The organism is Cyanobium sp. T1G-Tous (assembly GCF_024345455.1).
GTDB lineage: Bacteria > Cyanobacteriota > Cyanobacteriia > PCC-6307 > Cyanobiaceae > Cyanobium_A.
Map to the genome: position 1 here is coordinate 40,454 of NZ_JAGQBD010000011.1, position 25,369 is coordinate 65,822.

32 protein-coding genes are annotated in these 25,369 nt (G+C 58.6%); 8 read left to right on the plus strand and 24 right to left on the minus strand.

Translation table 11 applies throughout. From position 1 onward, the window contains the following. Position 1 precedes the first annotated feature (1 nt). The 14 genes from KBY75_RS07990 to KBY75_RS08055 all read right to left on the minus strand — a co-directional run bounded on the left by KBY75_RS07990 (position 2) and on the right by KBY75_RS08055 (position 8,425). The gene (locus KBY75_RS07990; protein ID WP_254929149.1) at positions 2–481 is read right to left on the minus strand and encodes a hypothetical protein; all 480 of its coding nucleotides are present in this window, start codon (positions 479–481) and stop codon (positions 2–4) included. 9 nt (positions 482–490) lie between these two features. Further along, a complete protein-coding gene (locus tag KBY75_RS07995; protein ID WP_254929150.1) occupies positions 491–1,018 on the minus strand; it encodes a hypothetical protein in 528 nt (175 codons plus the stop codon). A gap of 113 nt (positions 1,019–1,131) precedes the next feature. Beyond that, complete coding sequence (locus KBY75_RS08000) at positions 1,132–1,455, minus strand: hypothetical protein (protein WP_254929151.1); 324 nt, start codon at positions 1,453–1,455, stop codon at positions 1,132–1,134. A 356-nt stretch (positions 1,456–1,811) separates the two neighbouring features. Then, positions 1,812–2,009: a hypothetical protein gene (locus KBY75_RS08005; protein WP_255016846.1), complete on the minus strand. Its 198-nt coding sequence runs from the start codon at positions 2,007–2,009 to the stop codon at positions 1,812–1,814. Between the two features lie 169 nt (positions 2,010–2,178). Beyond that, on the minus strand, positions 2,179–2,346 hold the full coding sequence (locus KBY75_RS08010) for a hypothetical protein (protein ID WP_254929152.1): 168 nt from the start codon (positions 2,344–2,346) through the stop codon (positions 2,179–2,181). Between the two features lie 266 nt (positions 2,347–2,612). Then, the gene (locus KBY75_RS08015; RefSeq protein WP_254929153.1) at positions 2,613–2,918 is read right to left on the minus strand and encodes a hypothetical protein; all 306 of its coding nucleotides are present in this window, start codon (positions 2,916–2,918) and stop codon (positions 2,613–2,615) included. Continuing rightward, positions 2,806–3,321, minus strand: a complete 516-nt coding sequence (locus tag KBY75_RS08020) for a DUF3050 domain-containing protein (protein WP_254929154.1) — start codon at positions 3,319–3,321, stop codon at positions 2,806–2,808. The genes KBY75_RS08015 and KBY75_RS08020 overlap by 113 nt, the downstream gene beginning before the upstream one ends. 40 nt (positions 3,322–3,361) lie before the next feature. Continuing rightward, positions 3,362–3,829, minus strand: coding sequence for a nuclear transport factor 2 family protein (locus KBY75_RS08025; RefSeq protein WP_254929155.1), 468 nt, complete (start codon positions 3,827–3,829; stop codon positions 3,362–3,364). A gap of 32 nt (positions 3,830–3,861) precedes the next feature. Further along, positions 3,862–4,143, minus strand: coding sequence for an MSMEG_0570 family nitrogen starvation response protein (locus KBY75_RS08030; RefSeq protein ID WP_254929156.1), 282 nt, complete (start codon positions 4,141–4,143; stop codon positions 3,862–3,864). A 68-nt stretch (positions 4,144–4,211) separates the two neighbouring features. Beyond that, a complete protein-coding gene (locus KBY75_RS08035; protein ID WP_254929157.1) occupies positions 4,212–5,204 on the minus strand; it encodes a sll0787 family AIR synthase-like protein in 993 nt (330 codons plus the stop codon). Further along, positions 5,201–5,836, minus strand: coding sequence for an MSMEG_0567/Sll0786 family nitrogen starvation N-acetyltransferase (locus KBY75_RS08040; RefSeq protein WP_254929165.1), 636 nt, complete (start codon positions 5,834–5,836; stop codon positions 5,201–5,203). The genes KBY75_RS08035 and KBY75_RS08040 overlap by 4 nt, the downstream gene beginning before the upstream one ends. Before the next feature lie 5 nt (positions 5,837–5,841). Beyond that, complete coding sequence (locus tag KBY75_RS08045; RefSeq protein ID WP_254929158.1) at positions 5,842–6,936, minus strand: MSMEG_0568 family radical SAM protein; 1,095 nt, start codon at positions 6,934–6,936, stop codon at positions 5,842–5,844. Continuing rightward, positions 6,929–7,921: a Nit6803 family nitrilase gene (locus KBY75_RS08050; protein ID WP_255016845.1), complete on the minus strand. Its 993-nt coding sequence runs from the start codon at positions 7,919–7,921 to the stop codon at positions 6,929–6,931. The genes KBY75_RS08045 and KBY75_RS08050 overlap by 8 nt, the downstream gene beginning before the upstream one ends. 21 nt (positions 7,922–7,942) lie before the next feature. Continuing rightward, entirely contained in the window at positions 7,943–8,425 is a 483-nt protein-coding gene (locus tag KBY75_RS08055; RefSeq protein WP_254929160.1) for an MSMEG_0572/Sll0783 family nitrogen starvation response protein, read from the minus strand. A gap of 181 nt (positions 8,426–8,606) precedes the next feature. Between KBY75_RS08055 and KBY75_RS08060 the strand changes: the two genes are divergently transcribed. Next, positions 8,607–9,902 carry an MSMEG_0569 family flavin-dependent oxidoreductase gene (locus tag KBY75_RS08060; protein WP_254929161.1) on the plus strand — a complete coding sequence of 432 codons (1,296 nt, stop codon included), beginning with the start codon at positions 8,607–8,609 and terminating at the stop codon, positions 9,900–9,902. A 275-nt stretch (positions 9,903–10,177) separates the two neighbouring features. Here KBY75_RS08060 and KBY75_RS08065 read toward each other — a convergent pair whose 3' ends face one another. From KBY75_RS08065 to KBY75_RS08095, 7 genes are all read right to left on the minus strand, one after another. Continuing rightward, positions 10,178–10,579, minus strand: a complete 402-nt coding sequence (locus KBY75_RS08065; RefSeq protein ID WP_255016844.1) for a LexA family transcriptional regulator — start codon at positions 10,577–10,579, stop codon at positions 10,178–10,180. A gap of 54 nt (positions 10,580–10,633) precedes the next feature. Next, a complete protein-coding gene (locus KBY75_RS08070) occupies positions 10,634–10,873 on the minus strand; it encodes a hypothetical protein (RefSeq protein ID WP_255023557.1) in 240 nt (79 codons plus the stop codon). 85 nt (positions 10,874–10,958) lie between these two features. Then, positions 10,959–11,357, minus strand: coding sequence for a sigma-70 family RNA polymerase sigma factor (locus KBY75_RS08075; RefSeq protein WP_255016842.1), 399 nt, complete (start codon positions 11,355–11,357; stop codon positions 10,959–10,961). After that, on the minus strand, positions 11,344–11,466 hold the full coding sequence (locus KBY75_RS08080; protein WP_255016841.1) for a hypothetical protein: 123 nt from the start codon (positions 11,464–11,466) through the stop codon (positions 11,344–11,346). The genes KBY75_RS08075 and KBY75_RS08080 overlap by 14 nt, the downstream gene beginning before the upstream one ends. Positions 11,467–11,530: 64 nt before the next feature. Beyond that, complete coding sequence (gene istB, locus KBY75_RS08085) at positions 11,531–12,406, minus strand: IS21-like element helper ATPase IstB (protein ID WP_315859079.1); 876 nt, start codon at positions 12,404–12,406, stop codon at positions 11,531–11,533. Continuing rightward, positions 12,406–13,731, minus strand: a complete 1,326-nt coding sequence (gene istA / locus KBY75_RS08090) for an IS21 family transposase (RefSeq protein ID WP_255016840.1) — start codon at positions 13,729–13,731, stop codon at positions 12,406–12,408. Before istA ends, istB begins: the two co-directional genes overlap by 1 nt. A gap of 62 nt (positions 13,732–13,793) precedes the next feature. Next, the gene (locus tag KBY75_RS08095; RefSeq protein ID WP_255016839.1) at positions 13,794–14,033 is read right to left on the minus strand and encodes a hypothetical protein; all 240 of its coding nucleotides are present in this window, start codon (positions 14,031–14,033) and stop codon (positions 13,794–13,796) included. Positions 14,034–14,445: 412 nt separating this feature from the next. Between KBY75_RS08095 and hsdR the strand changes: the two genes are divergently transcribed. Genes hsdR through KBY75_RS08115 form a run of 4 tightly spaced genes read left to right on the plus strand, consistent with a single transcriptional unit; the run spans position 14,446 to position 21,010 of the window. Continuing rightward, positions 14,446–16,896 carry an EcoAI/FtnUII family type I restriction enzme subunit R gene (hsdR, locus tag KBY75_RS08100; RefSeq protein WP_255016837.1) on the plus strand — a complete coding sequence of 817 codons (2,451 nt, stop codon included), beginning with the start codon at positions 14,446–14,448 and terminating at the stop codon, positions 16,894–16,896. Between the two features lie 3 nt (positions 16,897–16,899). Beyond that, positions 16,900–18,357 carry a class I SAM-dependent DNA methyltransferase gene (locus tag KBY75_RS08105; RefSeq protein WP_254929424.1) on the plus strand — a complete coding sequence of 486 codons (1,458 nt, stop codon included), beginning with the start codon at positions 16,900–16,902 and terminating at the stop codon, positions 18,355–18,357. Further along, complete coding sequence (locus tag KBY75_RS08110) at positions 18,354–20,081, plus strand: restriction endonuclease subunit S (protein WP_254929423.1); 1,728 nt, start codon at positions 18,354–18,356, stop codon at positions 20,079–20,081. Before KBY75_RS08105 ends, KBY75_RS08110 begins: the two co-directional genes overlap by 4 nt. Next, entirely contained in the window at positions 20,078–21,010 is a 933-nt protein-coding gene (locus KBY75_RS08115) for a restriction endonuclease (protein WP_254929422.1), read from the plus strand. Before KBY75_RS08110 ends, KBY75_RS08115 begins: the two co-directional genes overlap by 4 nt. Before the next feature lie 146 nt (positions 21,011–21,156). Here KBY75_RS08115 and KBY75_RS08120 read toward each other — a convergent pair whose 3' ends face one another. Next, the gene (locus KBY75_RS08120) at positions 21,157–21,402 is read right to left on the minus strand and encodes a hypothetical protein (RefSeq protein WP_254929421.1); all 246 of its coding nucleotides are present in this window, start codon (positions 21,400–21,402) and stop codon (positions 21,157–21,159) included. A gap of 276 nt (positions 21,403–21,678) precedes the next feature. Here KBY75_RS08120 and KBY75_RS08125 point away from each other — a divergent pair, with 276 nt between their 5' ends. Then, the gene (locus KBY75_RS08125) at positions 21,679–21,954 is read left to right on the plus strand and encodes a hypothetical protein (protein WP_254929420.1); all 276 of its coding nucleotides are present in this window, start codon (positions 21,679–21,681) and stop codon (positions 21,952–21,954) included. A gap of 164 nt (positions 21,955–22,118) precedes the next feature. Here KBY75_RS08125 and KBY75_RS08130 read toward each other — a convergent pair whose 3' ends face one another. Then, positions 22,119–22,481, minus strand: a complete 363-nt coding sequence (locus KBY75_RS08130) for an AbrB family transcriptional regulator (protein ID WP_254929419.1) — start codon at positions 22,479–22,481, stop codon at positions 22,119–22,121. A 176-nt stretch (positions 22,482–22,657) separates the two neighbouring features. Further along, complete coding sequence (locus KBY75_RS08135) at positions 22,658–23,275, minus strand: methyltransferase domain-containing protein (RefSeq protein ID WP_254929418.1); 618 nt, start codon at positions 23,273–23,275, stop codon at positions 22,658–22,660. A 348-nt stretch (positions 23,276–23,623) separates the two neighbouring features. Here KBY75_RS08135 and phnC point away from each other — a divergent pair, with 348 nt between their 5' ends. Together phnC and phnD are read left to right on the plus strand one after the other, a co-directional pair. Beyond that, positions 23,624–24,406 (plus strand): phosphonate ABC transporter ATP-binding protein, encoded by a 783-nt coding sequence (gene phnC / locus KBY75_RS08140; protein WP_255016836.1) that lies wholly within the window; start codon positions 23,624–23,626, stop codon positions 24,404–24,406. Between the two features lie 21 nt (positions 24,407–24,427). Further along, entirely contained in the window at positions 24,428–25,306 is an 879-nt protein-coding gene (phnD, locus tag KBY75_RS08145) for a phosphate/phosphite/phosphonate ABC transporter substrate-binding protein (RefSeq protein ID WP_254929403.1), read from the plus strand. Positions 25,307–25,369: the final 63 nt, after the last annotated feature.

Here is a 25,369-nt window from a genome sequence, read left to right on the forward strand (position 1 = left end):
GCTATCGGGGCGAGGGGTAGTCGGACTCCTTCCACTTGAAGTCCTTGGCTTCTCGCTTCACTTTTCCGAGCGGCAGACCTGTAGCGGCCTGGATTTCCGTTTCAAAGAAGCGGCTGGCATCACCGTTGTCGAAGGCAAAGGCAAGCTCAGCGATCTCCCCTTCCGCGTTGTAGTAAGCGATGGAGAAGGTTGACTTGAACGACCGCAGACCAAAGGCCAGCAGCCCCGGAGCGCCAAAGAGAAGCGTGGCGCCTGCACCCAGTACGGCATTGGATTGGCTGCCGGGCCCACCTTTGGCCCAGCTGGTGACGGCATCAACAGGAACGGTTTTGCCGTCAACGACTAGGCGGTCGCCAAGGATCTTGACGAGGCAGTCACGCTTGCTGGCACAGCGGGCTTCATAGGAGCCCGCTTGGACCGCCAAGGGCGCGAACAGCAGCTGAGCCGTCAGCAGGACGGGAAGAGCACGGAAAAAGCTCATGGGCGATCCTCAGTTCATCGACCGCACATCTGTGGGCTTGGCCTTGGGATCAATGGCTGTCTTGCCGACCTGGACGCCGCCGTTTTCCTCCCACTTGAATTCAAAGAAGTAATCAAAGATCGACTCCCCTTCCGGCAGCTTGACGACATTGCCGTTGCCGATCACACAGCTCGATGGGTCATCCCAGCCGGTCTGGGTCTGCTTGCAGGCACGGGTGGCAATGACGTTGTGATCCCACCACTTCGAATAGCCCGTCCAGCCATTCACAATCAACGTGCTCTGCTTGAGGATCACACTGCGGCCATCGACCACATCAAAGATGGCCCAGCTGTTGGGTGCGCCCGTCACCCAGGCGTTGCCTCCCGCCAGCTTGACCTTGTAAACGACGATCTTGCCTTTGAGATCGGCCGAGTAGCCGACGCCCTTGAGGTCCACGTTGGCTGGAGTGCTGCTCGGCGCGCTGATCTCATCCCGTGGTGCCGCGATGGCTGCTCCGGCAGAGGCGAGTAGCGCAAGGCCGCCAAGAACTATGCGCATTCTGCATAGATTTCTCGTCATTGTTCTTGGGCGGCTGCTCAACAACATATGCGGGCACATTGAAAAGCAGGCTTGAGGGGCCGGCAGCCGCAGCCCCCGGCCCTGATGGCTGCTCAGGCCATCTGCAGCCGCCGTGTGGCCAGCTCATCGCGCTCGGCCTCGAGCGTGCAGCGCCGCAGCAGCTCCTGCTGGGCCAGCAGCCGCTCATCGAGCTCATCCACCCTCGCCAGGCACTGGCGGATGGCGGGCAGCACCTCTTCTTCTAAGAGGGTGATTTCCTCTTGTCCATAGGGCTGCTCGATCCAGGTGCGACGCAGCGGCAGATCGCGCCTCAGCATCAGCACCACCTCGATCGAGCGGAGCGTGGATTCGAGCAGCAGGAACGGATCTTCCTCAGGACGGCAGAACGGTGAAGCGGCAGCTGAATGAGAAGCCATGATCTTCTGCGCCATCGGGCGCAGCGAAGGGACTTCCCGAAGCAGAGGTCCGACGTCAGGAGGGCCTCAGACTGAGGAAGGCCCGGAGCAAGCCACTGGTGGACAACTCAGGGGAGCAAGGTCAGGTACTGCTTGGGTTGCAGCGGAATCCCTGAGCAGGCGCGAACCGGTGGAGCAAGACCCGGTTTCCTTGCTGTTAAGCGCAAAGCTGGAATCCCCGAGTGGGAGCGAGTGGGTGGAAGGGCGTAGGCCGCTTACCGATCTACGCAGCACGGGATGATTGCCCAGCGGCAGTTCTCAACGCAGGAACCACGACGCAGGAAGCAGCCTGGGGGTAGTGCTGGTTCTTCTGGTCCTCATCCCTGCCTGTTCAGCCAGCTGCGCAACAGGTCATGGAGATCCTGGCCCTCAACTAGATCTGCGGCCATCACGCACAGCGGGCCTTCTGGATGGGTGGCTCGCAGGATGTCTTTGGCGTGGCTCCGATCCAGCGCCTGAACAAATTGGATGCCAGCCCCGGCTTCATCACTGAAAAACACCGCGAACCTGGGCATTGGGGCTGTCGGGTTGCCGGGTTGTTTCTAGCCGCTGGCACGAAGCAAAACCGGGTGGAGTGCCATCTACAGGCAGCAGAAGCTCCAGTGGCCGCCGCGCAATCCCCGAGCAGGCGCGAGTGGGTGGAGCAAGGCCGCTAGCTACCAGCGGCCTCGAGCTGCGCTGGCCTTAAACGGCCCAGCGCAGGGGCTGCTCCCAGGCTTCCTCTGGGCAGATCAGATCCCAGCAGCAGGCGAGCGGCTCGGGCAAAGAGAAGAGCACCAGCTGCTGAACGGCCGGGGCCGGCTTGTGCTGCCTTGTGCTGCTGGAGCGGAGCAGGGTGGAGGTGGCTTGCATCGCAGGAAGGAGAAAAAACGCCCCCACTCGCGCCCAGCAAGCCGCTGGGTCAAGGCCGCCAGCAGGGCGCTCGCCTTGGCCTTGAACCTGCGGCGCTGCCAGCCCGTCAGGTTGCTGGCGCTTGGGCGAACCATCGGGGAAGTGCTCTCCCCTGCGCTGCACCACCCCTGACCCTGAACTCCAGCAAAACAACAGGGTGAAAAAGCCGGGATTTGCCCCCCGGCCGGGCTTGAGCCTGTGGCTCCTGAGCCCTTGGCTCCTGGGCCTTAGGCCAGAGCGTGCCGCTTGGCTTCTAGCTCGCAGCGCAACACCAGCAACTCATGCTGGGCCAGCAGCCGCTGATCGAGCTCATCAACGCGGGCCAGACACTCGCGGATGGCGGGCAGGACCTCCTCTTCCAAGCGGGTGATTTCCTCCTCTCCATAGGGCTGCTCGCTCCAGGTGCGGCGCAGTGGCAGATCACGCCGCAGCATCAGCACCACCTCGATGGAACGAAGGGTGGACTCGAGCAGCAGGAACGGATCTTCTTCTGGCCTGCAGAACGGTGAGGCGGCAGCAGAGCGGATGGCCATGGGATTCGGCGCCAGGTGTGGCGCAGCGATGGGACCGATCCCAGAGGCGTACTGACGCAGGAAGGAAGCACAATGGAGAGGACCCTGAGTAAGCCTGCCTCAAACTCAGGCAATGCGATCGAGCAGTGCGCTTAATGGAGTAGCGATCTATCGCGTTCAGATGAATGTTGATGCCCCGATGGAGTGATCGGTTCTGGCATCCCACCCTTCGGTACACCCAGGCTGGTGAACAGCGGCAGAAGGTGTCCATCGCGTGGATTGCGTCTGGCGAAAACATCAGGAATACGCACCCGGCGATCCCACGGCCATCACGACACTTCATGGTTGCCACCCCTTTCATCAGCAACATGAAATCCCAAACGGCAAACACATGGTGCTGCATGAACAGACGCAGCTGATCCATGGTCTGAATTGGCAGGGAGGCAGCTATTACAGAGGAAGCCTCAGAGCCCAAGCTCCGTCAGACCAGGGAAGTTCTCAGGTCGCGGCCCATCTCCCCAGGTGAACAGTCTGTCGCCTTCTTGAATGGGCACATCGTTGATACTGGCTTCACGGCGTTGCATTAGTCCAGTTTCCGAGAACTCCCAATTTTCGTTGCCGTGCGAGCGAAAAAAATTACCGGCGTTATCGTGCCATTCATACTGGAAACGCACAGCAATACGACTGTCGGTATACGCCCACACTTCTTTGATCAGTCTATAATCAAATTCCTTGGCCCATTTACGTTTCAGAAACTGGAGAATCTGGTCGCGGCCTTGGATAAATTCGCTGCGGTTTCGCCAGCGGCTGTCTTCTGTATAGGCCATGGCAACGGCCTGTGGATCACGGCCATTCCAGGCATTTTCAGCCATCCGAGCTTTCTGGATGGCGGTTTCAAGAGTGAATGGCGGAAAAGGAGGCTTGCTGGTCATGGTTATGTACTGAAGAAGTTGTTTCGCTGTGATCAGGTATTAAGGGCGCTGATGCGAACATTCTCGCTAGCGCTGTAGTTGGCGATCTTTTTCTTCAGCTTCACTGCCTCCTCGTCGGTGCGGGTGCAGGCAAAGCCATAGCGCGCTCGCACACGCTCAGAGGCCTCTTCCAAAGCGGCAAGACCCTTCTGCTCCAGCTCGGCGATGCTGAGAGTGTCGCCGGGTTTGAAAAATTCATAGATCACCGTAGATGGGGAATAGAAACTACTGGCGTCGCCATCAGGCCAGCACAGCTGAAGAACAACTTCGGGCATGAGAGTGGTTTGCTTTTGTTGGCTTTTGTGGGAGTGAAGACTGCGTTCTGCAGTGCGGGTAAAGGCGGCTAAGTGCTCATGGCCGCACTGAAGCCTGTGAGTGGTGTTGCGGCATTCCAAACCTGTTCGTTTTGTCCTTCGCTTATTAGCCATACGCCGGTGATCTCCTGGCTGAATTGGCCGATCTGGCAGTTGATCAGATTGCTGTAGGGCTGCAACATCCTCTGGAGATCAGAGAGCCTGTCTGCTGGAACTGCCAGCAGGAAGCCAAAGCTGGGGAAGCAGCTGAGCCACGCCAGCTCATCAACTCCAGTGGGACGCTCAACGGCATCCCGAGCGATCTCGATGCCCAGTCCACAGGCCTCGCAGAACATGGCCGCAGTGCCCACAAGGCCGCCCATGCTGATGTCCTTTGCGGCTCGCGTGATCCCGGCCTTGCTTAGCTGGGGGAGCAGGCCCAGTTGGGTCTGCAGGCGCTTGGGATCAGCGCTGGTGGCTGCATCCCAGAAGGGGTAGTGGCGATAGAAGCTGCCGTCGCCATCGATCAGCAACACCAGGGCATCGCCCGCCTGCGCAGAGCGTGCGGAGAGTACCGGTCCCTCAGCAACACCCAACACGGCAACGGAAAGCGCCGTGTAGGGGCTGTGGCTGTTGCTATGGCCACCCACCATCGGAATCGAAAACTTGTCACAGGCGAAACGCATCCCCTCCAGAAGCGGGGCGGCCGCCTCTTCCCCCACGCTCCAGATGCTGTTGACCAGCGCCAGTGGCCGGCCTCCCATGGCGGCGATATCGCTGAGATTTACCAGCACAGCACTCCAGCCCGCGAACCAGGGGTCTTCATCCACCAGGTCCGGGTGCATTCCTTCACAGGCCAGCAGCAGCCCACCGCGCTGTGCCGGCAGCAGGGCTGCGTCGTCGCCAAGCAGGGCAGCGACACCAAGCTCAGGAAAGGGTTGGTGGGCGAAGACAGCTGCCGCTGCCTGGATGTCGCGTTTCGACTGCAGACCACTTAGGGCCCTGAGCTGGTCTGCCAAAACGGGGTGCTCGACAGTGCTCATGCCACCTGCAAGCTGCAGGGACGCCGCTCTACTGAGGGCAGGTAGTAGGGCAGATCAGCCTCCATCAGGTGATGACGGATGCCTTGAATCTCCAATTCATCGATGGATGACCAGTGCAGCCTTTGGAAGAACCGCACGTTCTGAATCTGCACGGTGGCCAGAAAACGATCGCAACCCCAGCCATTGGCCGTCGTGACCGCTTTCCAGATCAACCCTTTGCCGATTTGGTTATGGCGGCGGAAGGCGTGATGAACGCCGAGGCGACCTCCGTACCAGAGACGGGGGCTCTGCTCCACGATCCGCACAACGCCTACCACTTGGCCGCCATGGTTTTCCCCGTGGTGCACGGCTGCGATCGGATAAGCGCGCTCGTCGAGCTCATCGAGATCGCTGGTTTCAAAAAGGTGCTGCTCTTCGCAGAAGATCGCACTGCGCAGTTGCCAGTACCCATCTATCAAGGAGGATCTATTCCTCAGCAGGTGAAACGAAAAGCGATCAGAGCTTGCCGTTGGGGAGAGTCGGAAATCGTCGGCGTCGATACCGATGCCCCAACGCACCGAGGGAGTAAACGAGGCCGGAGCTGAACTGGGGCTTCGGCCGATGTCATGGCTACTGGGATCGATGAAGAACATGGAGGTCAACGATCGGTTTCAAACAACGAAAGAGCTGAACAAGCGCCGCACTTCGCACATCCGGCGGCCATGGCTTCAGAGCTGATATCCGACTCCCTGAGCCGGGTCGCAACTGCGGAGTAGATCTCCACCATGAAGTCGGTGGATGGAGCGGGGTGGTCCTCGAGGGGAGTCCCCGAGATCGGTACGAAAGGAACCACAAAGGGGTAAACCCCCAGCTCAATCAGCTTTTTGCTGCAGGTGATCAGGGACTCGGCGCTATCGCCGAGTCCGGCCAACAGGTAGGTGGAGACCTGGCCGCGACCAAAGACCACCACAGCCTGCTCGAAGGCCCGGTAGTAGTCGTCGAGGGTGATCTCGGATTTGCCAGGCAGAATCCGGCGCCGTACCTCTGGCTCGACCACCTCCAAATGCATGCCAAGGCTGTCGACACCGGCCTGCTTCATGCGCGAGTACCAGATCGGATCTTCAGGTGGTTCGCACTGCGCCTGGATGGGAATATCCACCAGCTTTTTCACAGCCATGGCGGTTTCCGCCATCATTCGCGCCCCACGGTCATCGCTGTTCGGGGTGCCGGTTGTCATCACGAGCTGCTTGATGCCATCCAACCGAACGGCGGCTTCTGCGACCTCCGCGATCTGCTCTGGTGTCTTGCGGACAATCGTGCGGGAATCCTCAAGGGATTGCTCGATGGCGCAGAACTGGCAGGAGTCGGTTCGATCGCGGAAGCGAATACAGGTTTGAAGCAGGGTGGTGGCCAATACATCTCGCCCGTGCAGGAGCGCGATGGATCGATAGGGGGTGCCGTCGGCTGTGGAGAGGCTGTAGAAGGAGGGCTCGCTCGTCACAGCGACAGAACTCAGCGCCTCACTGGCGCAGCTGGCGAGTGCGATGCCGCCCTGTGGATCGGTCTCCAGGCTGTAGGGGGAGGTCTTCGATGCAGCGTTGTAAACGGGCACCATCACGGTGGCGCCATCGATAGTGATAGCCCGGTGATCGGAAGGGCCAGCGCCTCCACGCCGGCCTTTGTTGCCAGGGAGTGCAGGGTCGGCAACGCCATGCACCTGCAGTTCCGTGATCAAGCGACCCAGTTCAGACATCACTCATCTCCTGGTTGAAGGTCATCAACTCCGTGGCATCGAGCGGCTCAACAGCCATTCCCATGGCAGAAACCTGTGCAGCGGCTGTGTGATTGATGCGAAGGCTCAGCAGATCAGGGCGGCTGTAATGCCCCACGCTGTCCATCATTCGCTTGCGTTTGGTGATCAAGGCACGATCCAGCTCGGCAATGGCGAGCCCTTCGCCATCTGGCAGTGGACCAGCCAGATAGCGCCCCTCGGGGCTGATCACAGCGGTGTGGCAACCACCCTGAAACGCCTTGTGCAGAGAGGTATCGGGCGTGATGGTGCTGTAGTCGTCGGGGTCGAGCCAGGCTGTGGAGCAGATCACAAAGCAGCCGGCCTCCAGCGCGTGATGCCGCATGGTGACGGCCGTCTGTTCGCTGAAGATCTGGCCCACAAGGGAGCCCGGGAACTGAGCGCAATGGATCTCCTCGCCCTGTGCCATCAAGGAGAAGCGCGCCAGCGGGTTGTAGTGCTCCCAGCAGGCGAGAGCACCCACCTTGCCGAGGCTGGTGGAAACAACCTTCAAGCCCGCCCCGTCCCCCTGCCCCCACACCATGCGCTCGTGGTAAGTGGGTGTGATCTTGCGGCGTTTGAGCACGATTTCGCCGTTGCCATCGATTAAGAGCTGGGTGTTGTAGAGGCTGCCGCCATCGCGTTCGTTGATTCCCAGTAAGACGTGCATGCCGTATTGACGTGCTGCAGCAGCAATGGCATCCGTTGCTGGACCAGGGACAGTGACAGCCTGCTCATAAAGCGCCAGATGGGAGCGTCCCATCAGCACGGCAGGCTCGACGAATGAGAAGTAGGGGTAATAGGGGAGGAACGTCTCGGGGAAAACGATCAGCTCCACCCCTTCGCCTGCCGCTTCTTCCATGGCCGACAGCACCCGCTGAACTGAGCCTTTAAGGCTGAACAAAACCGGGCGGATCTGAGCTGCAGCAACCTTGATCGTGTTGACCATTTCGGCAGAAGGCGCAGTGAATCAGAGGGTCCAGGTGTCGAGAATGAAGGCATTCTCCTTGCGGTGCATCAACACGATGTCGAGAACATCGAGTGGGTTGACGGGCCGGATTCCAGGCATCAGAGCTCCTTCGCCATGGCCGTAAAGAGCCTGCAATGCAAACCGGCAGGCATACACCTTGCCGCCCTGATCCATGAACTTCTGCAGACGTGCATTGAAGTTGAGATGGCCATCGAAGGCTGCATCACCAAGCTTCGGGAAACCGCGCTGAACGCCAAGCGTGACACCAGGGCCGTATAGGAGAATCGATGTTTCAAATCCCTTGTTAATCAGGCGACTTGCCTGGAGCAGGTTCACCAGGCCGATCGAACCCTCGAAGGCCACTGTGTGAAAAGTGATCAGTGCTTTTTCGCCCGGTTCGGCTTTGACGTCGGGAAAGACCTTCTCCTCGTAATCAACCAGAAAATCGCCCGGCTCGTTTGCAGGACGGCTGACAGCAGGCATGAGTGAATGTGAGGACTGGTGCGGACTGAGCATTGCCTTGTGAGGTGGGGTACAAATGTCGCCGATGCCACCAAACGTGCTTATTCGCTGAGACTCATGTTGCATTAAGCGGTTTCGTGCGCATCGATACAGACCTCAACAGTGAATGCGTTGAAAATTAAAGATTGAGGTTGCTGCCGCTTTGAACGGATACTCTCAAGCTCGGCATCACAGTGTTGTGGTTGTAGGTGGTGGCCAGGCAGGACTTTCTGTTGCTCATGCACTTCAGAAGCGAGGCGTCACACCAGTGGTGCTCGAAAAGAACAGGGTGGGTTACGCCTGGGATCAACAGCGCTGGGATTCTTTCTGTTTGGTAACCCCCAATTGGCAGTGCCGTCTGCCGGATTTTCCTTATGACGGCCCCGACCCTGACGGGTTCATGGTGAAGTCCGAGATCGTTGCCTATCTGCAGAGCTTCGCAGCGTTTGTCGGCGCTGATGTGCGTGAGGGTGTGAGTGTCGAACGGCTCGTGCACAACGGCACTGGCTACCGCTTATTTACAACTGAGGGAGAGATTCTTGCCGACCATGTTGTGGTGGCCACGGGTGGCTATCACGCTCCTCGCCGGCATCAGGAATCACCGCGTCTACCTTCATCAACGCTGCAGCTTGATGCCCGTGAGTACCGGTGTTCCGCGTCCCTGCCAGAAGGTCCGGTTTTGGTCGTAGGTAGTGGCCAATCTGGCGCCCAGATTGCGGAGGATCTATTCCTCGAAGGCCGTGAAGTTCATCTGAGCGTAGGGTCCGCGCCGCGCTCACCTCGGCGCTATCGCGGCAAGGACACGGTGGATTGGCTGGATCGCATGGGCTACTACTCCATGCCGATCGGTCAGCATCCGGATCCGCGAGCCGTGCGCACAAAAACCAACCACTACCTCACGGGACGTGATGGGGGCAGGGAGATTGACCTGCGGACTCGCGCCTTGGAGGGGATGCATCTGCATGGAAGACTCCGCTCGATCACGGCCGATCAGATCCGTTTTGGCGATGACCTGGCGACCAACCTCGACCAGGCCGATGCGGTGTACTGCCGAATCCGAACCAGCATCGACAACTGGATAGCTAAGGAGGGCATCGAGGCCCCGGAAGAAGCTGCCTATTCGCCTTGCTGGCAGCCCGGACCGGGCGAGGATCCGGGTCTCGATCTGCGATCCCAGCCTCTGGCGGCTGTGATCTGGTGCACCGGCTACAGCAGCGATTTCCACTGGATCGACGTGCCTGTGTTTGACGGCTCCGGTCATCCGGCCCATGACCGCGGCATGACCCAGAGCCCGGGTCTCTATTTCCTTGGCTTGCCCTGGCTGCACACCTGGGGCTCGGCCCGCTTCTGCGGCGTGGCCGATGACGCAGAACACCTTGCCAGCATGATCACGCTGCGTCTGCAGCGGCGCGATGCAAGCCAAGAACGGTTGGAATGCACGGCGTTATTGGGGTCTTGATGCTGCCCTGCTGATTCACCACAACCAGGCTCAACCACTATCTGCCTGCCTGAGAGACCCTGAGGTCATCTGATGCGCTGGCAGAAACTGTGAGGTTCATTCCGCTTTGCAGGATCGGCTGTGCAACGCGCGATCGACCACTGCATCTCACAAAAGAACCTGCTCGTCTCGTCACGGCGGTTCGGCAACCGGCTCAGGCGAATAGACCTCCATCGCACTTAGGAGGAGGAGCATTTCGAGGTCATGACACCCCCCCCCACAGTCCTCACGTCAGCTCAGATCTTGCGCAAACGCGGCTTGCCAAGGTGATGCACCGCATGCACCACCACGCCAAATAGCCCTGAGCGATCAAAGACCTCCAGGTCCAAAGGAATTGCTAGTTCTCCTGGCCGCACCGGCTCAAGTAACCACTGCTCCCCCTGGCGCAGCAGCGGCCGCATCAAGAAGCTGCCCTGGTGGGCAACGACGACGACATGGCCGGAGCAGGGTTCCACACTGCGGTCGATCACCATCAGGTCGCCGTCGTTGATCCCGTGCTGGCGCATGCCATTGCCGCTGGCCCGCATGTAGAAGGTGCAGACCGGGTTGGGAATCAGGGCGGCATGGAGATCCAAGCCCTCACCCAACGAGCCCGGGCAGAAGGGCACAGGCTCGCCAATGGGCAGGTCGGCCAACATCAAACCAGCAGTGGCGGCAGTACAGCTGTTCTACTACTGATGGGGTGGGTCGGCTCAGCTGCCTGCCTCTGGCCAGGGAACCAGCTTCATATCCCCCACCTTGTTCCAGGATTTGCATTTGGGGTCGGCCAGCCGGTAGAGGGCGTTGCCGTCTGGCCCGTTCTTGGTGACGACCAGGACCGGCGCACCAGGCCAGCCGATCCGCCAAAGCTGCTCACCACCTGCCAACACAATCAAATCGCCGGTGGCAGGGTGCTTGAGATCTGGGGCCATCGCTGCACCGTAGAAACCCACAGGCGATTGGCTGCCAAGCCGCAGCGCAATTTGTAGGGGCTCGCACGGGTTAGGGGCGCCTGGCTCCGCGCAAGGCGGCTGGGCACTAGGCCCCCAGCTGCTGCCGCAAAGCCTCAAGCGCTTTCTTCTGGGCACGCTGCACCGACATGGCGCTGATTTGCAGCTGCTCTGCCGCCTGCCGGAGCGACAGGCCCTCGAGGATGGTGAGCCGCAGGGCTGTGGCTTGAGCTGCCGGCAGCTGATCTACTAGCTGCTCCAGCGCCAGATCATCAGCGGGCCCGGCTGCTTCTTGCTCAGGGCTGGCTAGCTGATCGAGCAGGCACGGCTCGCCAGCGGCGTGGCCATCAAGGCTGATGTGACCCAGGGGGCACTGACCCTGCTCATGCAGCCGGCGTGGAATGCGCACCAGCCGCACCCGATCGCGCAGGTGATGCTGCAGGGCACCTGAGATGCAGCGCCGCAGATAGGGCTCAGCCGGTGTCAAGCGACATCGAAAACCGAGCCACTTCCGACATTGAAAAGTGAGCCACCTCCGGCCCGGTGAGGGCCGGAGGTTTGGCGTCGGTATCGAGTCGTTGCTTGTGGTTGCTCATGGGTCCTGCGTTGGCTTGATGGGTTTCCGTCGTTGCTGCTGGTGGGTGCAGTTGGCTGCTTGCCTCAGCCCTCCTTGGTAGGCACAGGCGGGGAGGTTCCTCCCGTCTGCGGGCGGAACAGGCCTGAGCGGCGCTTCTCCCTGAGGCGGTAGCTGTCGCCGCGGATCGTCACCACATGGCTGTGGTGCAGCAGCCGATCGAGGATTGCCGCCGCCACCACCTGATCGCCAAACACCTCGTCCCATTCCTCAACGGGGCGGTTGGAGCTGATCAGCACACTGCCCTGCTCATAGCGGCGGGAGATCAGCTGGAAAAACAGATGCCCCGCCTGGGGTTCCAGCGGCAGATAGCCCAGCTCATCGACGATCAGCAGCTTGCTCTTGCTGTACTGCGCCAGCCGCATCTCCAGGGAGCCCTGCTGCTGGCCCTTGACCAGCGAGCCAAGCAGCTCCATTGCCGTGGTGAACTGCACGGTGTAACCACGGCTCACCGCCTCACGGCCCAGGGCCACCTCCAGGTGGGTCTTACCCACACCGGGCGGGCCGAGCAGCACCACGTTGTCGCCATTGGCGACCCAGCGGCAGGTGGCCAGATCGCGGATCTTGGCCGGATCGATCGAGGGCTGGGCCTCAAACTCAAATCCCTCCAGCGTGCGCACAAAGGGGAAGTGGGCGATGGTCATGGCCATCGACAGCCGCCGCTGCTCCTTGCTGGCCACCTCAGCGGCGCAGAGCCAGGCCAGGGCCTCACGCAGATTCAGCTGCCGCCGGGCCGCTTCCTCCAGCAGAGCGTCGAGCTGCTCGCGGATTGCACCGAGCCGCAGGCGAGTGAGCATCCCATCGAGATCTTCCACCAGCTGCGCGATGTCGACCGCCTCAGCGGCGGGAAAGCCGCTCGGTATCGCCGTTGTTGTCGTTGCCAGTGGCTTGTTGCGTGCCATCAGCCCACCTCCGCCACCACGGCCGCGTAGTCGCTCAACGGCCGTGCCAGCGCGGAGCGGCGCACGGCATCCAGCAGCACCACCTCAGCGACAGCGCCGTTGCCGCTTTGGTTGGCATCGATCGCCCGCTGTGGGATCAGCCCTGCCCAGTGGCCGGCGATCACCTGCCGAGAGCGTTGGTTGGCCGCCTGGCGGGAATGGCGCGCCACAATCCGGCCGCCCTGGCGGATCAGCACCTGCTGGTGGCGGATCTGCACCGTGACGCTCTGGCGCACCAGGGCTGCCGGCACGCTGTACCAGTTGCCCTCCACCTGCACGCAGCAGTCCTTGGCAACACGGCGGCTGAACTCCTGCTCGGCCAGATACGACGGCTTGCCGTTGAGCGGCAGCAGCGCCGCCGCCTCGGCCCGCTGGAACCTCTCGAGTGGTCGCTCAGCGGTGGTGCCGTGGATGCGCAGATCGGCGATCTCCCTGTTCCACCAGTCCAGATGGCCCTCCATCTGGCCCCAGGTGTCAAAGCGGTGTCCGGCAAGGCCACTGCGTTTCACGTAACCCACACCCCGCTCGTCCTTTCCCTTGGTCTGCGGCCGGTGCGGCCAGCACGCCTTGGGAGTGAATCCCCAGTGGCGGGCAAAGGCGGCGAACACCGGGTTGATCACCAGCTCTCCCGTTCTGGGGTTATTGAGCGTCACCAGGGCTTTGGCGTTGTCGACCAGCACCTGCTCAGGAATCCCCTCCCAGAAGCGGAACGCCTCCTCCAGCGCCTGCAGCCAATGCTGTTGCCGCTGGTGGCGAAACACCCGCACCACCTGCCGGCGCGAGTAGCCCAGGGTCAGCACGCAGATGTGCACTTTGGTCCTCACCCCGCCGATCAACACCCACAGCTCGCCAAAGTCGGCCTGCAGTTGCTGGCCTGGTCTGGTCTCGTAGCGAACCGTGGCCTGACGGCTCTGCCTCCGTGCCTCCCGCCAGTCCTGCACTGACCGCTCGACGGTGCGCAGGCTCACCTCGATGCCCTTCTGTTTGAGGAGCTCCTGCCGCACCACCTCGGCATTGCCGTGGTGCTGCTCAAACTGCTGCTGCAGCCAGGCTGTGTGCCCATCAAGCTGGCCGGCGCGGTTGCTGCTGTCGTACGGCTGCCAGGCGCCCAAAGCCAGGTATCGACTGACCGTGTGGCGTGAGATGCAGAGTTCCCTGGCGATCCGGCGCTGACTCCAGCCCCGCTCCAGCAGCTGGCGCATCACGGCCACCTCCTCCGGCGTTTGCATCACGCCCTCCAGCTCGGTTGTCAGGCCTGCTGTATGGGCGCTGGGCGATTCCGTCACCCCCATCCCCATGCCGGTGGTCGGCCCGCTGATGGTGCTTGTGGTGTCGACTGCCGGGTGGCTCAGTTTTCGTGTCGCCTCTGGCTCAGTTTTCGATGTCGCCTGACAGCCGGCTCACCTGCTTTGCAGCGCAGCACTGAACGGAGCAGGGCTTCCCTGGCTACCTGGATCAGATCCTCCCGCTCGACCAAAGGGAAGAAGCGGCGGGCTACAGCTGAAGCAACGGCATCTGCCAGGGAAAGGTGCTCCAGCACCAGGGCATCACGGGCACGGAGGGCAGAGCGGGAAAGCGGGGCAGCCATCTGGGGACGGCAGAGAACCCCACCCCCAACGGCCAGCCGCAGGGATGTGACAAGGACGCCCCAACGGGGCGCATGGCCCGATCCTTGACGCAGCGCGAGGACTGGACGAGGGATTTAGGTGGGTGTTTGACGGCCTGGTGGCAAGCCGCTATCCCCCGGTAGCCTTTGCGGAGGGCAACCCAAGGTCGACCGTGGACCACGAATCCCGGCTGAGGCACCTGGTCAGATGAAGCACTAAGGCCAGACAGCTAAGGCGAAATAAACGGTTAGATCTGCGAAAGGTGGCGCCAATTAGCTGAGCCCCCACAATTGGAAGCGCCGGAACCCCTGGAGCCCCATTGGTAGGCCAAGCGCCACAGCTCAGCAGTAAGGCCTGCCTGCCGCCTCAGCACACGCTGCTCAGGGGACAGAAGTGAATAAGAAGGATCTAAGTGAAACCGATATCTGCGACCGGTTCATTACCCCGGCTCTGCATCAGGCCGGATGGCTGAAAGAGCACATCTTGCGGGAGCACTCCTTCACGGCGGGTCGAATCATCGTCCGCGGGCGGATGGTGACCCGGGGCCGTGCCCGCAGGGCGGACTATGTGCTGCTCTATCAGCATGTGCCGATCGCTGTTATTGAAGCCAAGGACAACAGCCACGCCGTTGGTGATGGGATGCAGCAGGCCCTGGCCTATGCCGACTCCCTGCAAACACCTTTTGTGTTTGCCTCCAACGGCGATGGCTTCGTGTTCCACGACCGCACAGGTCAAGGCGAGCAGCTGGAAAGCACATTGACGCTCCAGGCTTTCCCGAGCCCAGAGACCTTGTGGCATAAGTACTGCCACTGGAAGGGGTTGACGGCTGAACAGGAGAGGGTGGCGTTGCAGCCATTTTTCGACGGTGGCAGCAAGAAAGATCCTCGTTACTACCAGGTCAATGCGATCCAGATAGCAGTGGAAGCCATTGCGAGAGGACAGAAGCGCATCTTGCTGGTCATGGCGACCGGTACCGGCAAGACCTACGTCGCCTTCCAGATCATCTGGCGGCTATGGAAGTCCAAGCAGAAAAAGCGGATCCTGTTTCTGGCCGACCGCAACGTGCTGATCAACCAGACGATGGTGAATGACTTCAGGCCATTCGGTCCAGCGATGGCAAAGCTAAGCACCGCCTCCAAGACAATTGAGCGGGCTGATGGTTCTTTGGAGACGATCGCAACAGCCATTAACAGTCAGCGCCGAGTAGATAGCTCCTACGAGGTGTACCTAGGCCTATATCAAGCGCTTACAGGACCAGAGGAGAGACAGAAGCTCTACAAGGAATTTTCACCGGGTTTCTTTGATCTGATTGTGGTGGATGAGTGCCATCGCGGCAGCGCAGCAGAAGATTCCGCCTGGCGAGAGATCCTGGAGTATTTCGCGGATGCCACCCAGATCGGCCTGACTGCAACGCCGAAAGAAACAAAATATGTATCCAACATTCATTATTTTGGCGAACCTCTCTATACCTATTCTCTCAAGCAGGGCATACGAGATGGCTTCCTTGCTCCCTACAAGGTGATCCGCGTCCACCTGGATGTAGATGTGCAGGGCTACCGCCCGAAGCTAGGGGAAGTGGATGACCGAGGCTATGAAATAGATGATCGCATCTACAACCAGAAGGATTTCGATCGCACATTGGTCATCGACGAGCGCACAAACCGAGTGGCGAAATGGATCAGCAACTACCTCAGGGCCAGTGGCGATCGCTTCCAGAAAACCATAGTTTTCTGCGTAGATACCGAGCATGCCCAGCTGATGAGGCAGGCACTGATCAACGAGAACCAGGATCTAGCAAAGGCGAATTCCCACTACGTGATGCGGATCACGGGAAATGACGAAGAAGGGTTGAAAGACATTGATAATTTCATTGATCCGATGGTGGCCTATCCGGTAATCGTAACGACCTCACGCTTGCTTTCCACAGGGGTAGATGCCCAGACATGCCGACTAATTGTGTTGGACCGGGAAGTGGGCTCGATGACGGAGTTCAAGCAGATCGTGGGTCGAGGCACACGGGTGCATGCCGACAGCGAGAAGTACTACTTCACCCTGGTGGACTTCCGTAAAGCTACCAATCACTTTGCTGATCCTGACTTCGATGGTGAGCCGGTACAGATCTATGAACCTGGGGAAGACGACTCTCCGCTCCCACCTGATGTTCCAAATCCACCTGATGGGGAAGACAGCCAGGACCCCAGCGATGAAGAGGGTGAGGACACGACTATTGGCGATCTAGATGATGACCCGTTTCCACAGGATCCGCCGGGCGATAAAAACCGGAAGTACTACATCAAGGGGAAGGCAGTGTCCGTGCTCACCGAGCGGGTGGAGTACCTGGATGAAAACGGCAAGCTCGTCACCGAGTCGCTGCGGGATTACAGCCGCAAGACGGTGAGGGAGCAGTACGCCAGCCTGGATGCCTTCCTGCGCCGCTGGCGGGGAGAAGAACGCAAGCAATCGATCATTGATGAACTGGCGGCAGAGGGACTGCTGCTGGAGCCACTGCAGGAGGAGGTCGGCAAAGACCTGGATCCCTTCGATCTGATCTGCCACATCGCCTTCGATCAGCCACCCCTCACCCGGCGTGAGCGGGCCGCCCGAGTGCGGAAGGATGTGTTCAGCCTTTACGGGCCCCAAGCGAGGGCGGTCTTGGAGGCCCTGCTCGAGAAGTACCAAGACGAGGGTGTAGTGGGCGATCTGGACAATGTCAAGATCCTCGAAATCCCCCCATTCACCACCATGGGGACTGCCTTCGAGTTGATCCAGGGGTTCGGCTCAAGGGCCGGCTTCCAGAAGGCGGTGCATGATCTGCAGGATTGCCTGTATGCGGAGGCGGCCTGAGCGATGTCGGCACGAACCACGGTCAAGTCCATCCAGGACATCATGCGCAAGGACGTGGGTGTCGATGGAGACGCCCAACGCCTATCCCAGCTCTGCTGGATGTTCTTCCTGAAGATCATCGACGACCAGGACCTCAAGCTTGAGGTGATGGAGGAGAGCTTCAGTTCGCCAATCCCCACCCACTTGCAATGGCGCCACTGGGCCAAGGATCCCGAGGGCATTACCGGGGATGAACTGCTGGAGTTCATTAACCAGGAGCTCTTCACCTACCTCAAGGAGATGCCCCTGAAGGGATCGCACCCAAACCGAGGCAAGGTGGTGCGAGAGGTGTTCCGAGACGCCTACAACTACATGAAGTCTGGGCAGCTGCTTCGGCAGGTGATCAACAAAATCAATGAAGTTGATTTCAATAATCTGAGCGAGCGCAAGCACTTCGGTGACATTTATGAGCAACTACTCAATGACCTGCAAAGTGCTGGCAATTCAGGGGAGTACTACACACCTCGGGGTGTCACCAGCTTCATGGTGGATCGCATTGACCCGAAACCCGGAGAACTGCTGCTGGATACCTCAGTAGGCACAGGTGGCTTCCTTACCTGTTCGATTCGGCACATGCGTGATCACTCGGTGAAAACGGTTGCCGATGAACAGGCGATGCAGGCAGGTCTGCGGGCGATGGAGAAAAAGCAGCTACCCCACATGCTGTGCATCACCAACATGCTCCTGCATGGGATTGAAGATCCCAGCTTTGTGGAGCATGACAACAGCCTCACCCGCCCTTATGCCAGCTATGGCAGGAGCGACCAGGTGGATATCATCTTGACCAATCCGCCCTTCGGGGGGCAGGAGGAGGATGGAATTCAGGACAACTTCCCGGTTCAGTTTCGCACCAGGGAGACCGCTGATTTGTTCCTGGCTCTGTTCATCCGTTTGCTCAAGCCAGGCGGGCGGGCCGCGATCGTCTTACCGGATGGCTCCCTCTTCGGCGAAGGCGTAAAGACCCGCCTTAAGGAGCACCTACTGGAGGAGTGCAACCTGCACACGATCGTGCGGCTGCCGAACTCGGTCTTTAAGCCCTACGCCAGCATCGGCACCAACCTGCTGTTCTTTGAAAAAGGGGAGCCAACCAAAGGCATCTGGTTCTACGAGCACCGGGTGCCACCGGGCCAGAAGGCCTATTCGATGACAAAGCCGATCCGGGTGGAGCATTTCCAGGACTGCGTGGACTGGTGGGGTGGAGTCGAGCGCCAGAACCGCCAGGAAACTGAGCAGGCCTGGAATGTGCCCATTGAGGCGATCAAGGCCCGCAACTTCAACCTGGATTTCAAGAACCCCCACACCGTGGCTGATGACCACGGCGACCCAGTCGAGCTGCTGGCCAAGCTGGAACAGGACGAGCTGAAGACCGCCAGCCTGCGCGATCAGCTCAAGGCGATCCTGGCCGAGGCGCTGCTGCGATGAACGCCGAGCAGCTCCTACAGCATTTCGAGCGGGTCAGCGAAGCGCCTGATGCGATTCCACGGCTGCGGCGCTTCATCCTCAATCTTGCGGTGCGTGGCAAGCTGGTGGAGCAGGACCCCAGCGATGAACCGGCGTCGGAGTTGCTGAAGAGGATTGCTGAAGAAAAGGCGCGGCTAGTGAAGATTGGGGATATAAGGAAACCAAAGAAGTTTCCAGGAATGGAAGATGTGCCTTTCGGCCTACCGAAGAACTGGCTATGGTCTCGCATTCGTGAAGTCACAAGCGATCGCGGACAGGAAATCCCGCAATCAAGATTTACCTACATCGATGTCACGGCCATCGATAAAGCGGCCGGTGTTGTTGCCGACCCAAAAATATTGGAAGCATCTGAAGCGCCTAGCAGGGCTCGCAAGATAACAAAAAAAGGCGACGTGATTTACTCCTGTGTACGTCCGTATCTCTTGAATGTCGCCATTATCGACAAGGAGTACAAACCAGAACCAATCGCCAGCACCGCCTTTGCAATCCTCAACGGACACGGGCATGTTATGCCGCGCTATCTCTGGATCGTTCTTCGAAGTACTTTTATGGTGGAGTGCGTCGAAGAGAATCAGCGCGGGCAATCCTATCCAGCAATCAATGATGCGGATTTTGCTCTTTTACCTTTCCCTCTCCCTCCCCTCGCCGAGCAGCACCGCATTGTTGAGAGGGTGGATGAGCTGATGAGCCTCTGCGATCAGCTGGACGCGGCCAAGGTGGAAAGAGAAAGGTGCCGTGACAGCCTGGTGGCGGCCAGCTTGCAGCGATTGAACCAGCCCGCAGAAGAGGAAGAAACCTTCCGCGAGCATGCCCGCTTCACCTTCAACAACCTTCCACACATCACCAGCCGAGCTACCCATATCAAGCAACTGCGGCAGACAATCCTCAATCTCGCCGTGCGTGGCAAGCTGGTTCCGCAAGACCCTAGTGATGAACCGGCGGCGGAGCTGCTGAAGCGGATTGCGGCGGAGAAGGACCGGCTGGTGAAGGCGGGGGAGATACCTCGTAAGCAACCTGCTGTTCGAGATTTGTCAAGGGATATTGAATGCTTGCCAGAGTCATGGGAGCTGATAGCACTCGGGGAAGTCTGCAATATGGTGACAAGCGGGTCGCGTGGGTGGGCCGAATTCTATGCAACAACCGGAGCTGGGTTTATCCGTGCTCAAAACATACGGTTTGGCCAGCTCAAGTTGGATGACCTGGCGTGCGTAAATCTGCCGCAGAACTCTGAAGGGAGTCGCACAAAAGTTGAGATGGGTGATCTTCTGATGGTTATAACGGGAGCTGGAGTGACAAATCCTGCTACGTTAGACCAAGACATAGGCGAGGCCTATGTAAGTCAACATGTTGGTCTTATGAGGCCGACACGAAAGGAGCTTTCCGATTGGCTCCTCTTATGTCTTATGTCTCCATCTGGTGGTCGTAACGAGCTCACGGAACGCGCTTACGGTGCGGGCAAGCCGGGACTCAATCTAGATAATCTCCGTTCACTTACTGTTCCTCTCCCTCCCCTCGCCGAGCAGCACCGCATCGTCGCGAAAGTGGATGAACTAATGGCGATCTGCGATCAGCTGGAGGCCCAAATCACTGTGACGGAGCAAGACAGCCGTCGATTCCTTGAATCCGTTCTTGCCGATGCCCTTGCCCCTGGCATCGATCTCAGCGCAGAGGCCAAAGTTGCATGACCGAATTACCTTTACCCAAGTATCACGAGCTGATGCGGCCCATGTTGGAGGCCGTGACTGACGGGGAGCCCCACCACGTCAAAGCGGTGATCCAGCGCATGATGGATGTCTCTGGCCTCACTGCAGAACAGCTGGCCGAAACCATCCCCAGTGGTCAGCCGAAGTTCCGCAACCGCAGCCTTTGGGCAGCCACCTACCTACGTAAAGCCCAGGCACTTTCCACCCCGAAACGCGGCTGGGTGCAACTCGATGAGCGCGGCCGGCAGCTGCTTGCTGAACCAGGCCCTGTCACCCTCTCCAGGCTTAAACAATTTCCTGGCTGGGAGGAAGCCTGGGGAACAGACAAGTCAGAAGCAACTGATGGCACACCCCTCACGGAAGCCGCTCCTGAAGCTGATGTCACTCCGGAGGAGCAGATCGCGGCAGGCATCAGCCAGTTGGAAGCCGATGTGCGCGGGGAGCTGCTGCAGCGGGTAAAGGCGATCAGCCCCGAGGCCTTCGAGGCGCTGGTGCTTCAGCTTCTTGGTGCCCTTGGCTATGGCGTGGGCCCTGAGTCCCGCCAGGGGGTACAACGCGGACCCGATGGCGGCATCGATGGCCGCATCCATGAAGACCGCCTGGGTCTGGCCAGCATCTACATCCAGGCCAAGCGCTACCAGGAGCAGACGATCGGGCGGCCGTTGATCCAAGCTTTCTACGGCGCCATGGGTGGGGTAGGCGCCAGCAAGGGCGTCTTCCTCACCACGTCCGGTTTCAGCAAAGATGCCCGCGATTACGCCAACGGGCTTGTGGACAAGCGGATTGTGCTGATAGATGGAAACCGACTCACCCTGCTCATGATCACCGCTGGCGTGGGCGTTTCGGTGAAGGACACCTATGTGGTGCACCGGCTGGATGAGGATTTCTTCTCGGAATTCGAGGGGGTTTAGGCCGGCGCCATGGGTTTCAGATTCCATCGCTCTGCCCGCCTGGGTCGCCATAGGTTCAATCCGCAGCAACTCCTAGTCCCACCTCGATGACGAGCTGCCGCATTGTGCGGCAGAAAGCCCGGCGGGGTAGCCGCCGGGCTAGTGGCTCAGAGCACCTGCACTCGGGCCTGAGAGCCGAGCATCCGCTGCTGATTGGCAGCCAGGATTAGGGCCTCCTCGCGGGGCACGTAGTGCGGCTGGGAGCTGATGTGCCCTTCTCGATCGAGGAACAGCACCCGCAGCAGCCGGCCTGCGGCATCCAGAAGGTGAACCGAGATGATGCGAATCGGGCATTGCTGCTCTGCAGCAGAGCGAACGGGCTTGAGCTGCAGGGAAAGGAGGGTGGCGGCCATGGCTGTGCTGGCGAACGACCCTGCCGTTGCGCCCCGGAGAAGCCAGCAGCGCGCAAGAGTCGCGCAGCGACTTGCGTTAGCCCTTGCGCGCTGCTGCTGCCGGGGCAGACCAAGGGAAGTGCTCGCCAGCCCCATGGCCCACCACTTATCTCAGCTGCAGTAGTCCCGCCGGGCCTCAGACCAGAGGTCACCGAGTAACGACGCATCAAAACGTTCTGGCGAATACAGCCAGCCGCCCCTGCCGCTGGCCATGGTGTTGCTTCAAGAAGAACGGATATGCAGGCAACCGGATCAACGGCTCGACATCGCAAGGCAAGCCAGTCCATTGAGCGCAGCTACCGCCTCATCGACGGCAGCTGTCAGCCCCACTTGGAGCTCGATGGTCAGTACAACTCCCTTGATGACGCCATCGCTGATGCCATCGCCTGGATCGGCGATCTCAGTGAGCCCGACAATCCTGCCAGCCTGATCGGTGTGGAAGTAAGCAGCACCAATGGCGACTGGCGCACCTGCCGCCTACCGGGACCCTTGCTTTGTCCGCTGCCGCGCTGAGCTACATGGCCTAATCACCATTTCCTTGAAAGCTGACAACAGAAAACCCCGGGCGAGCGGGGGATTATCTGGAGCCGCCGGGCAAGTGAATGCAGGCGCTCATGCCGGCACCTAACTTACTGGCACCTGCTTTCACTGTGCAAGAGATCACAGCAGGCGGCTGCTCACTCCTCTTCTGTGCTGCCCAAAGGGATCAGCTTGATCTGCTTTTTGCCCAGCTTGATCTCGAACTCATCGCCTGGCTTGAGGTCGAGCATGGCGGTGTATGCCTTGCCCACCATGAGATTGCCGTTGAACTGAATCTTGGTGGTGTAGCTCAGCTTGCGGCCACCCTTGCCCCGGCCGGCGCTATCGGCACCAAGGCTTACACCCTTAGCGCCCAGCAGGGCCTCATAGAAAGCGGTGAAGTTGAGGCGCTCGCTGCCGTCTTTCTTAGAGCTCACATAGCCGCACTCACGAACGAGCTCTGACTTGGAGACATCGCCTAGTTCCTTGACCTTGGCTAGCAGTTCGGGACCGGTGAGCATGAAGTATCAAGGCAAACGCATTACGACTTCAATTTAGCGTTGATCAGTGGGTTTGACATTAGAGCTCGCAACGCCATTGCCTGCTGCTCACGATCCTTGCTCCCTTAACCCGCAGGGTTCTCGTTCAGCGCCATGAGCGCTATTCCTACGGCTTTGGTGTGCAGGAGGACAGCTACTCAGCGCCGCCAAAGCCCCAGCCATTCGTTGTCGCGCTCGAGGGCTGAGCCTTGCTCTGAGCCCTGCGCTCGCTCCCAGAGCTGCTTGTGGAAGCCTGCTTCTGCCAGCTGCTGCGCCAGAAGCGCTGGGTCGCTGCCCCACGGGGGGCCATCCCGACGCGGGTGGCACCAGAAGAGCCCCAGCAACCAGCCCCCGGGAGCCAGCAGCCGCGCCGCGGTGTCGACATAGGCGCCACGCTGGGTTGGATCAATTGCGCAGAAGCAGGTGTGCTCCAGCACGCCCTGCAGGCTGCCGGTGGTGATGCCGGCTGCCGCCAGCGCCGACCCATCAAAGAGATCGGCCTGCAGCCAGCGCAGCTGGGTGCTATCGGAACCATGCACCGCCTGGGCGCGCTCAATGGCCTCACCGCTGAAGTCCAGCCCAATCACCTCGTAGCCGAGATCGGCGAGCAAGGCCACCTCATGGCCCCGGCCGCAGCCGGGGACCAACACCCGAGCCGGTGGATGGGGAGTTCGGCTGTCAGTGCGCAGAAAGGTATCCAGAGGCGGCGCGGGCTTGCCCAGCTCCCAGCGATCATTGCCGTCGCGGTAGCGCTGATCCCAGGTGGAAGCAGTCATCAAGAGAAATTCAGCCGTGAAATATTCAACAGGAGCCCCGGCGAACTAGGAAGGGTTTGGATAACCCAGGAAATCATCCAAGTCAGGGACTGAGACTCATGCACCTGTCTTGACGGAGATTTCTCAAAAGCAGGTTGTCCATACTTTCACTAGTACCCAAGGCTCATAAAAGTCTTTAACTAAAATAGCTTGACTTGATTGCCTGCTACCATGCAGATGTCGCCCAGAAGACAAAGTTTTGTAGCCCTTATAACGTCCGATAAATAATCAACCGATAACGGAGCCTTAACCCAGGCATTACACTCGTGCAAAGTGCCGAAGTAATCTTTAAAAAGAGACAAATTTCCAATGAATGCCATTGAGGTGCGCAATGCGTCGGTTATGTTTGGCAATAAATATGCTGTACATAATTGTGATATCAGCTTCAAAGCTGGAGAATTTACTGTTTTGCTCGGGGCATCTGGCGCTGGCAAGTCAACCCTTTTGCGAACACTAAATTTGCTTCAGAAATTGACCACTGGCGAAATATTAGTGCCAGGGTTGGGAAAGGTCGAGGGTGTGACAAAAACAAGAAGGCATCGAAAGTCAACTGCTATGGTCTTCCAGAGTCACCAGCTTCTAGAGAGAAAAACAGCACTTGAAAATACTGTATTGGGGAGACTTCCCTATCATCATGGCATAAATACACTTTTTCCGTTTCCAAACAGAGACCGACTATTAGCACTAGAAAATCTCGAAAGGGTAGGATTACTAGAAAAAGCATTGACAAGATCTAGCGACTTGAGTGGCGGCCAAAAACAAAGAGTTGGGATTGCAAGAGCCTTGACTCAAGGCCCGAAAATCATCTTGGCAGACGAGCCGATCGCAAGCCTTGATCCTGTCACTTCAGACGGAATACTCAAGTTACTAAAAGATATTTCAATTGACCTCCAAATAACTACTATTGTAAGTCTCCACCAAATTGATTTTGCACGTAAATATGCAGATCGCTTGATAGGGTTAAACAACGGGTCAATTATTTTTGATGGCAAGCCAAAAGATCTGACGGAATCAGACCTGAAACGGATATATGATACAGAGTCAACTCAAAACCATAATTCTACAAAACTTTTGGCCAGCCTGGCCAACTAATCCAAGCAAATTCAACAACTCATGAACTTTAAGTCAATTCTGCAAGCTGTTACCATTACGGCAATTGCCTTGATAGTACCGACTAATTTATCCAATGCATCAAGCAAATCAGATCCAGATACTTTAAAAGTTGCTCTGCTACCGGATGAGAATGCAGCAACTATAATCAAAGACAACAAGGGATTGCAAGAATATTTGAGCAAGAAACTTAACAAGAAGATCGAGCTAATCATATCAACTGATTACTCTTCAATGATAGAAGCTGCTCGAAACGAACGAATTGATCTTGCATACTTTGGACCGCTTTCCTATGTTATCGCAAAAGATAAAAGTAAAATCACTCCGTTTGCTGCTAGACTAAAAGATGGTTCAACTACATACAAGTCTTGCCTCATAGGGAATACCAAGGCGGGTATAAAATCATACAAAGATCTCAGAGGCAAAACTGTTGCATTTGGAGATCCTGCTTCGACTTCTAGCCGCCTCTTCCCACAACTAACTCTTGCTGATGCCGGCTTAATTGCTAAACGCGATTATAAGCTTGTATTTGTTGGGGCACACGATGCAGTCGCTCTCTCAGTTCAAACTGGAAATGCGCAAGGCGGGGGGCTTTCATGTCCTATCTATGAGTCTTTGATCAAAAAAGGAAGGATTGACACCAATAAGATTACACTTCTCGGAAAGACCGCACCGATTCCACAATATCCTTGGACTATGCGGTCCAACCTTAATCCAAAGCTAAAGCAAAACATCGTAGCCTCCTTTCTGGGACTCAAAGATGAAGCTATACTAAAAGCATATAAAGCCGATGGATTTGCTGCAGTTACGGATTCTGATTACAACGGCATCAGGAAGGCTGGCAAAATTCTTGGATTAAAGCTCGATACATTTGTTAAATAAGTCTATTCAGGCCATTGACTTGCCCTTATTTCTCATAAATTTGGGCATTTTTTTCTTTTTCAA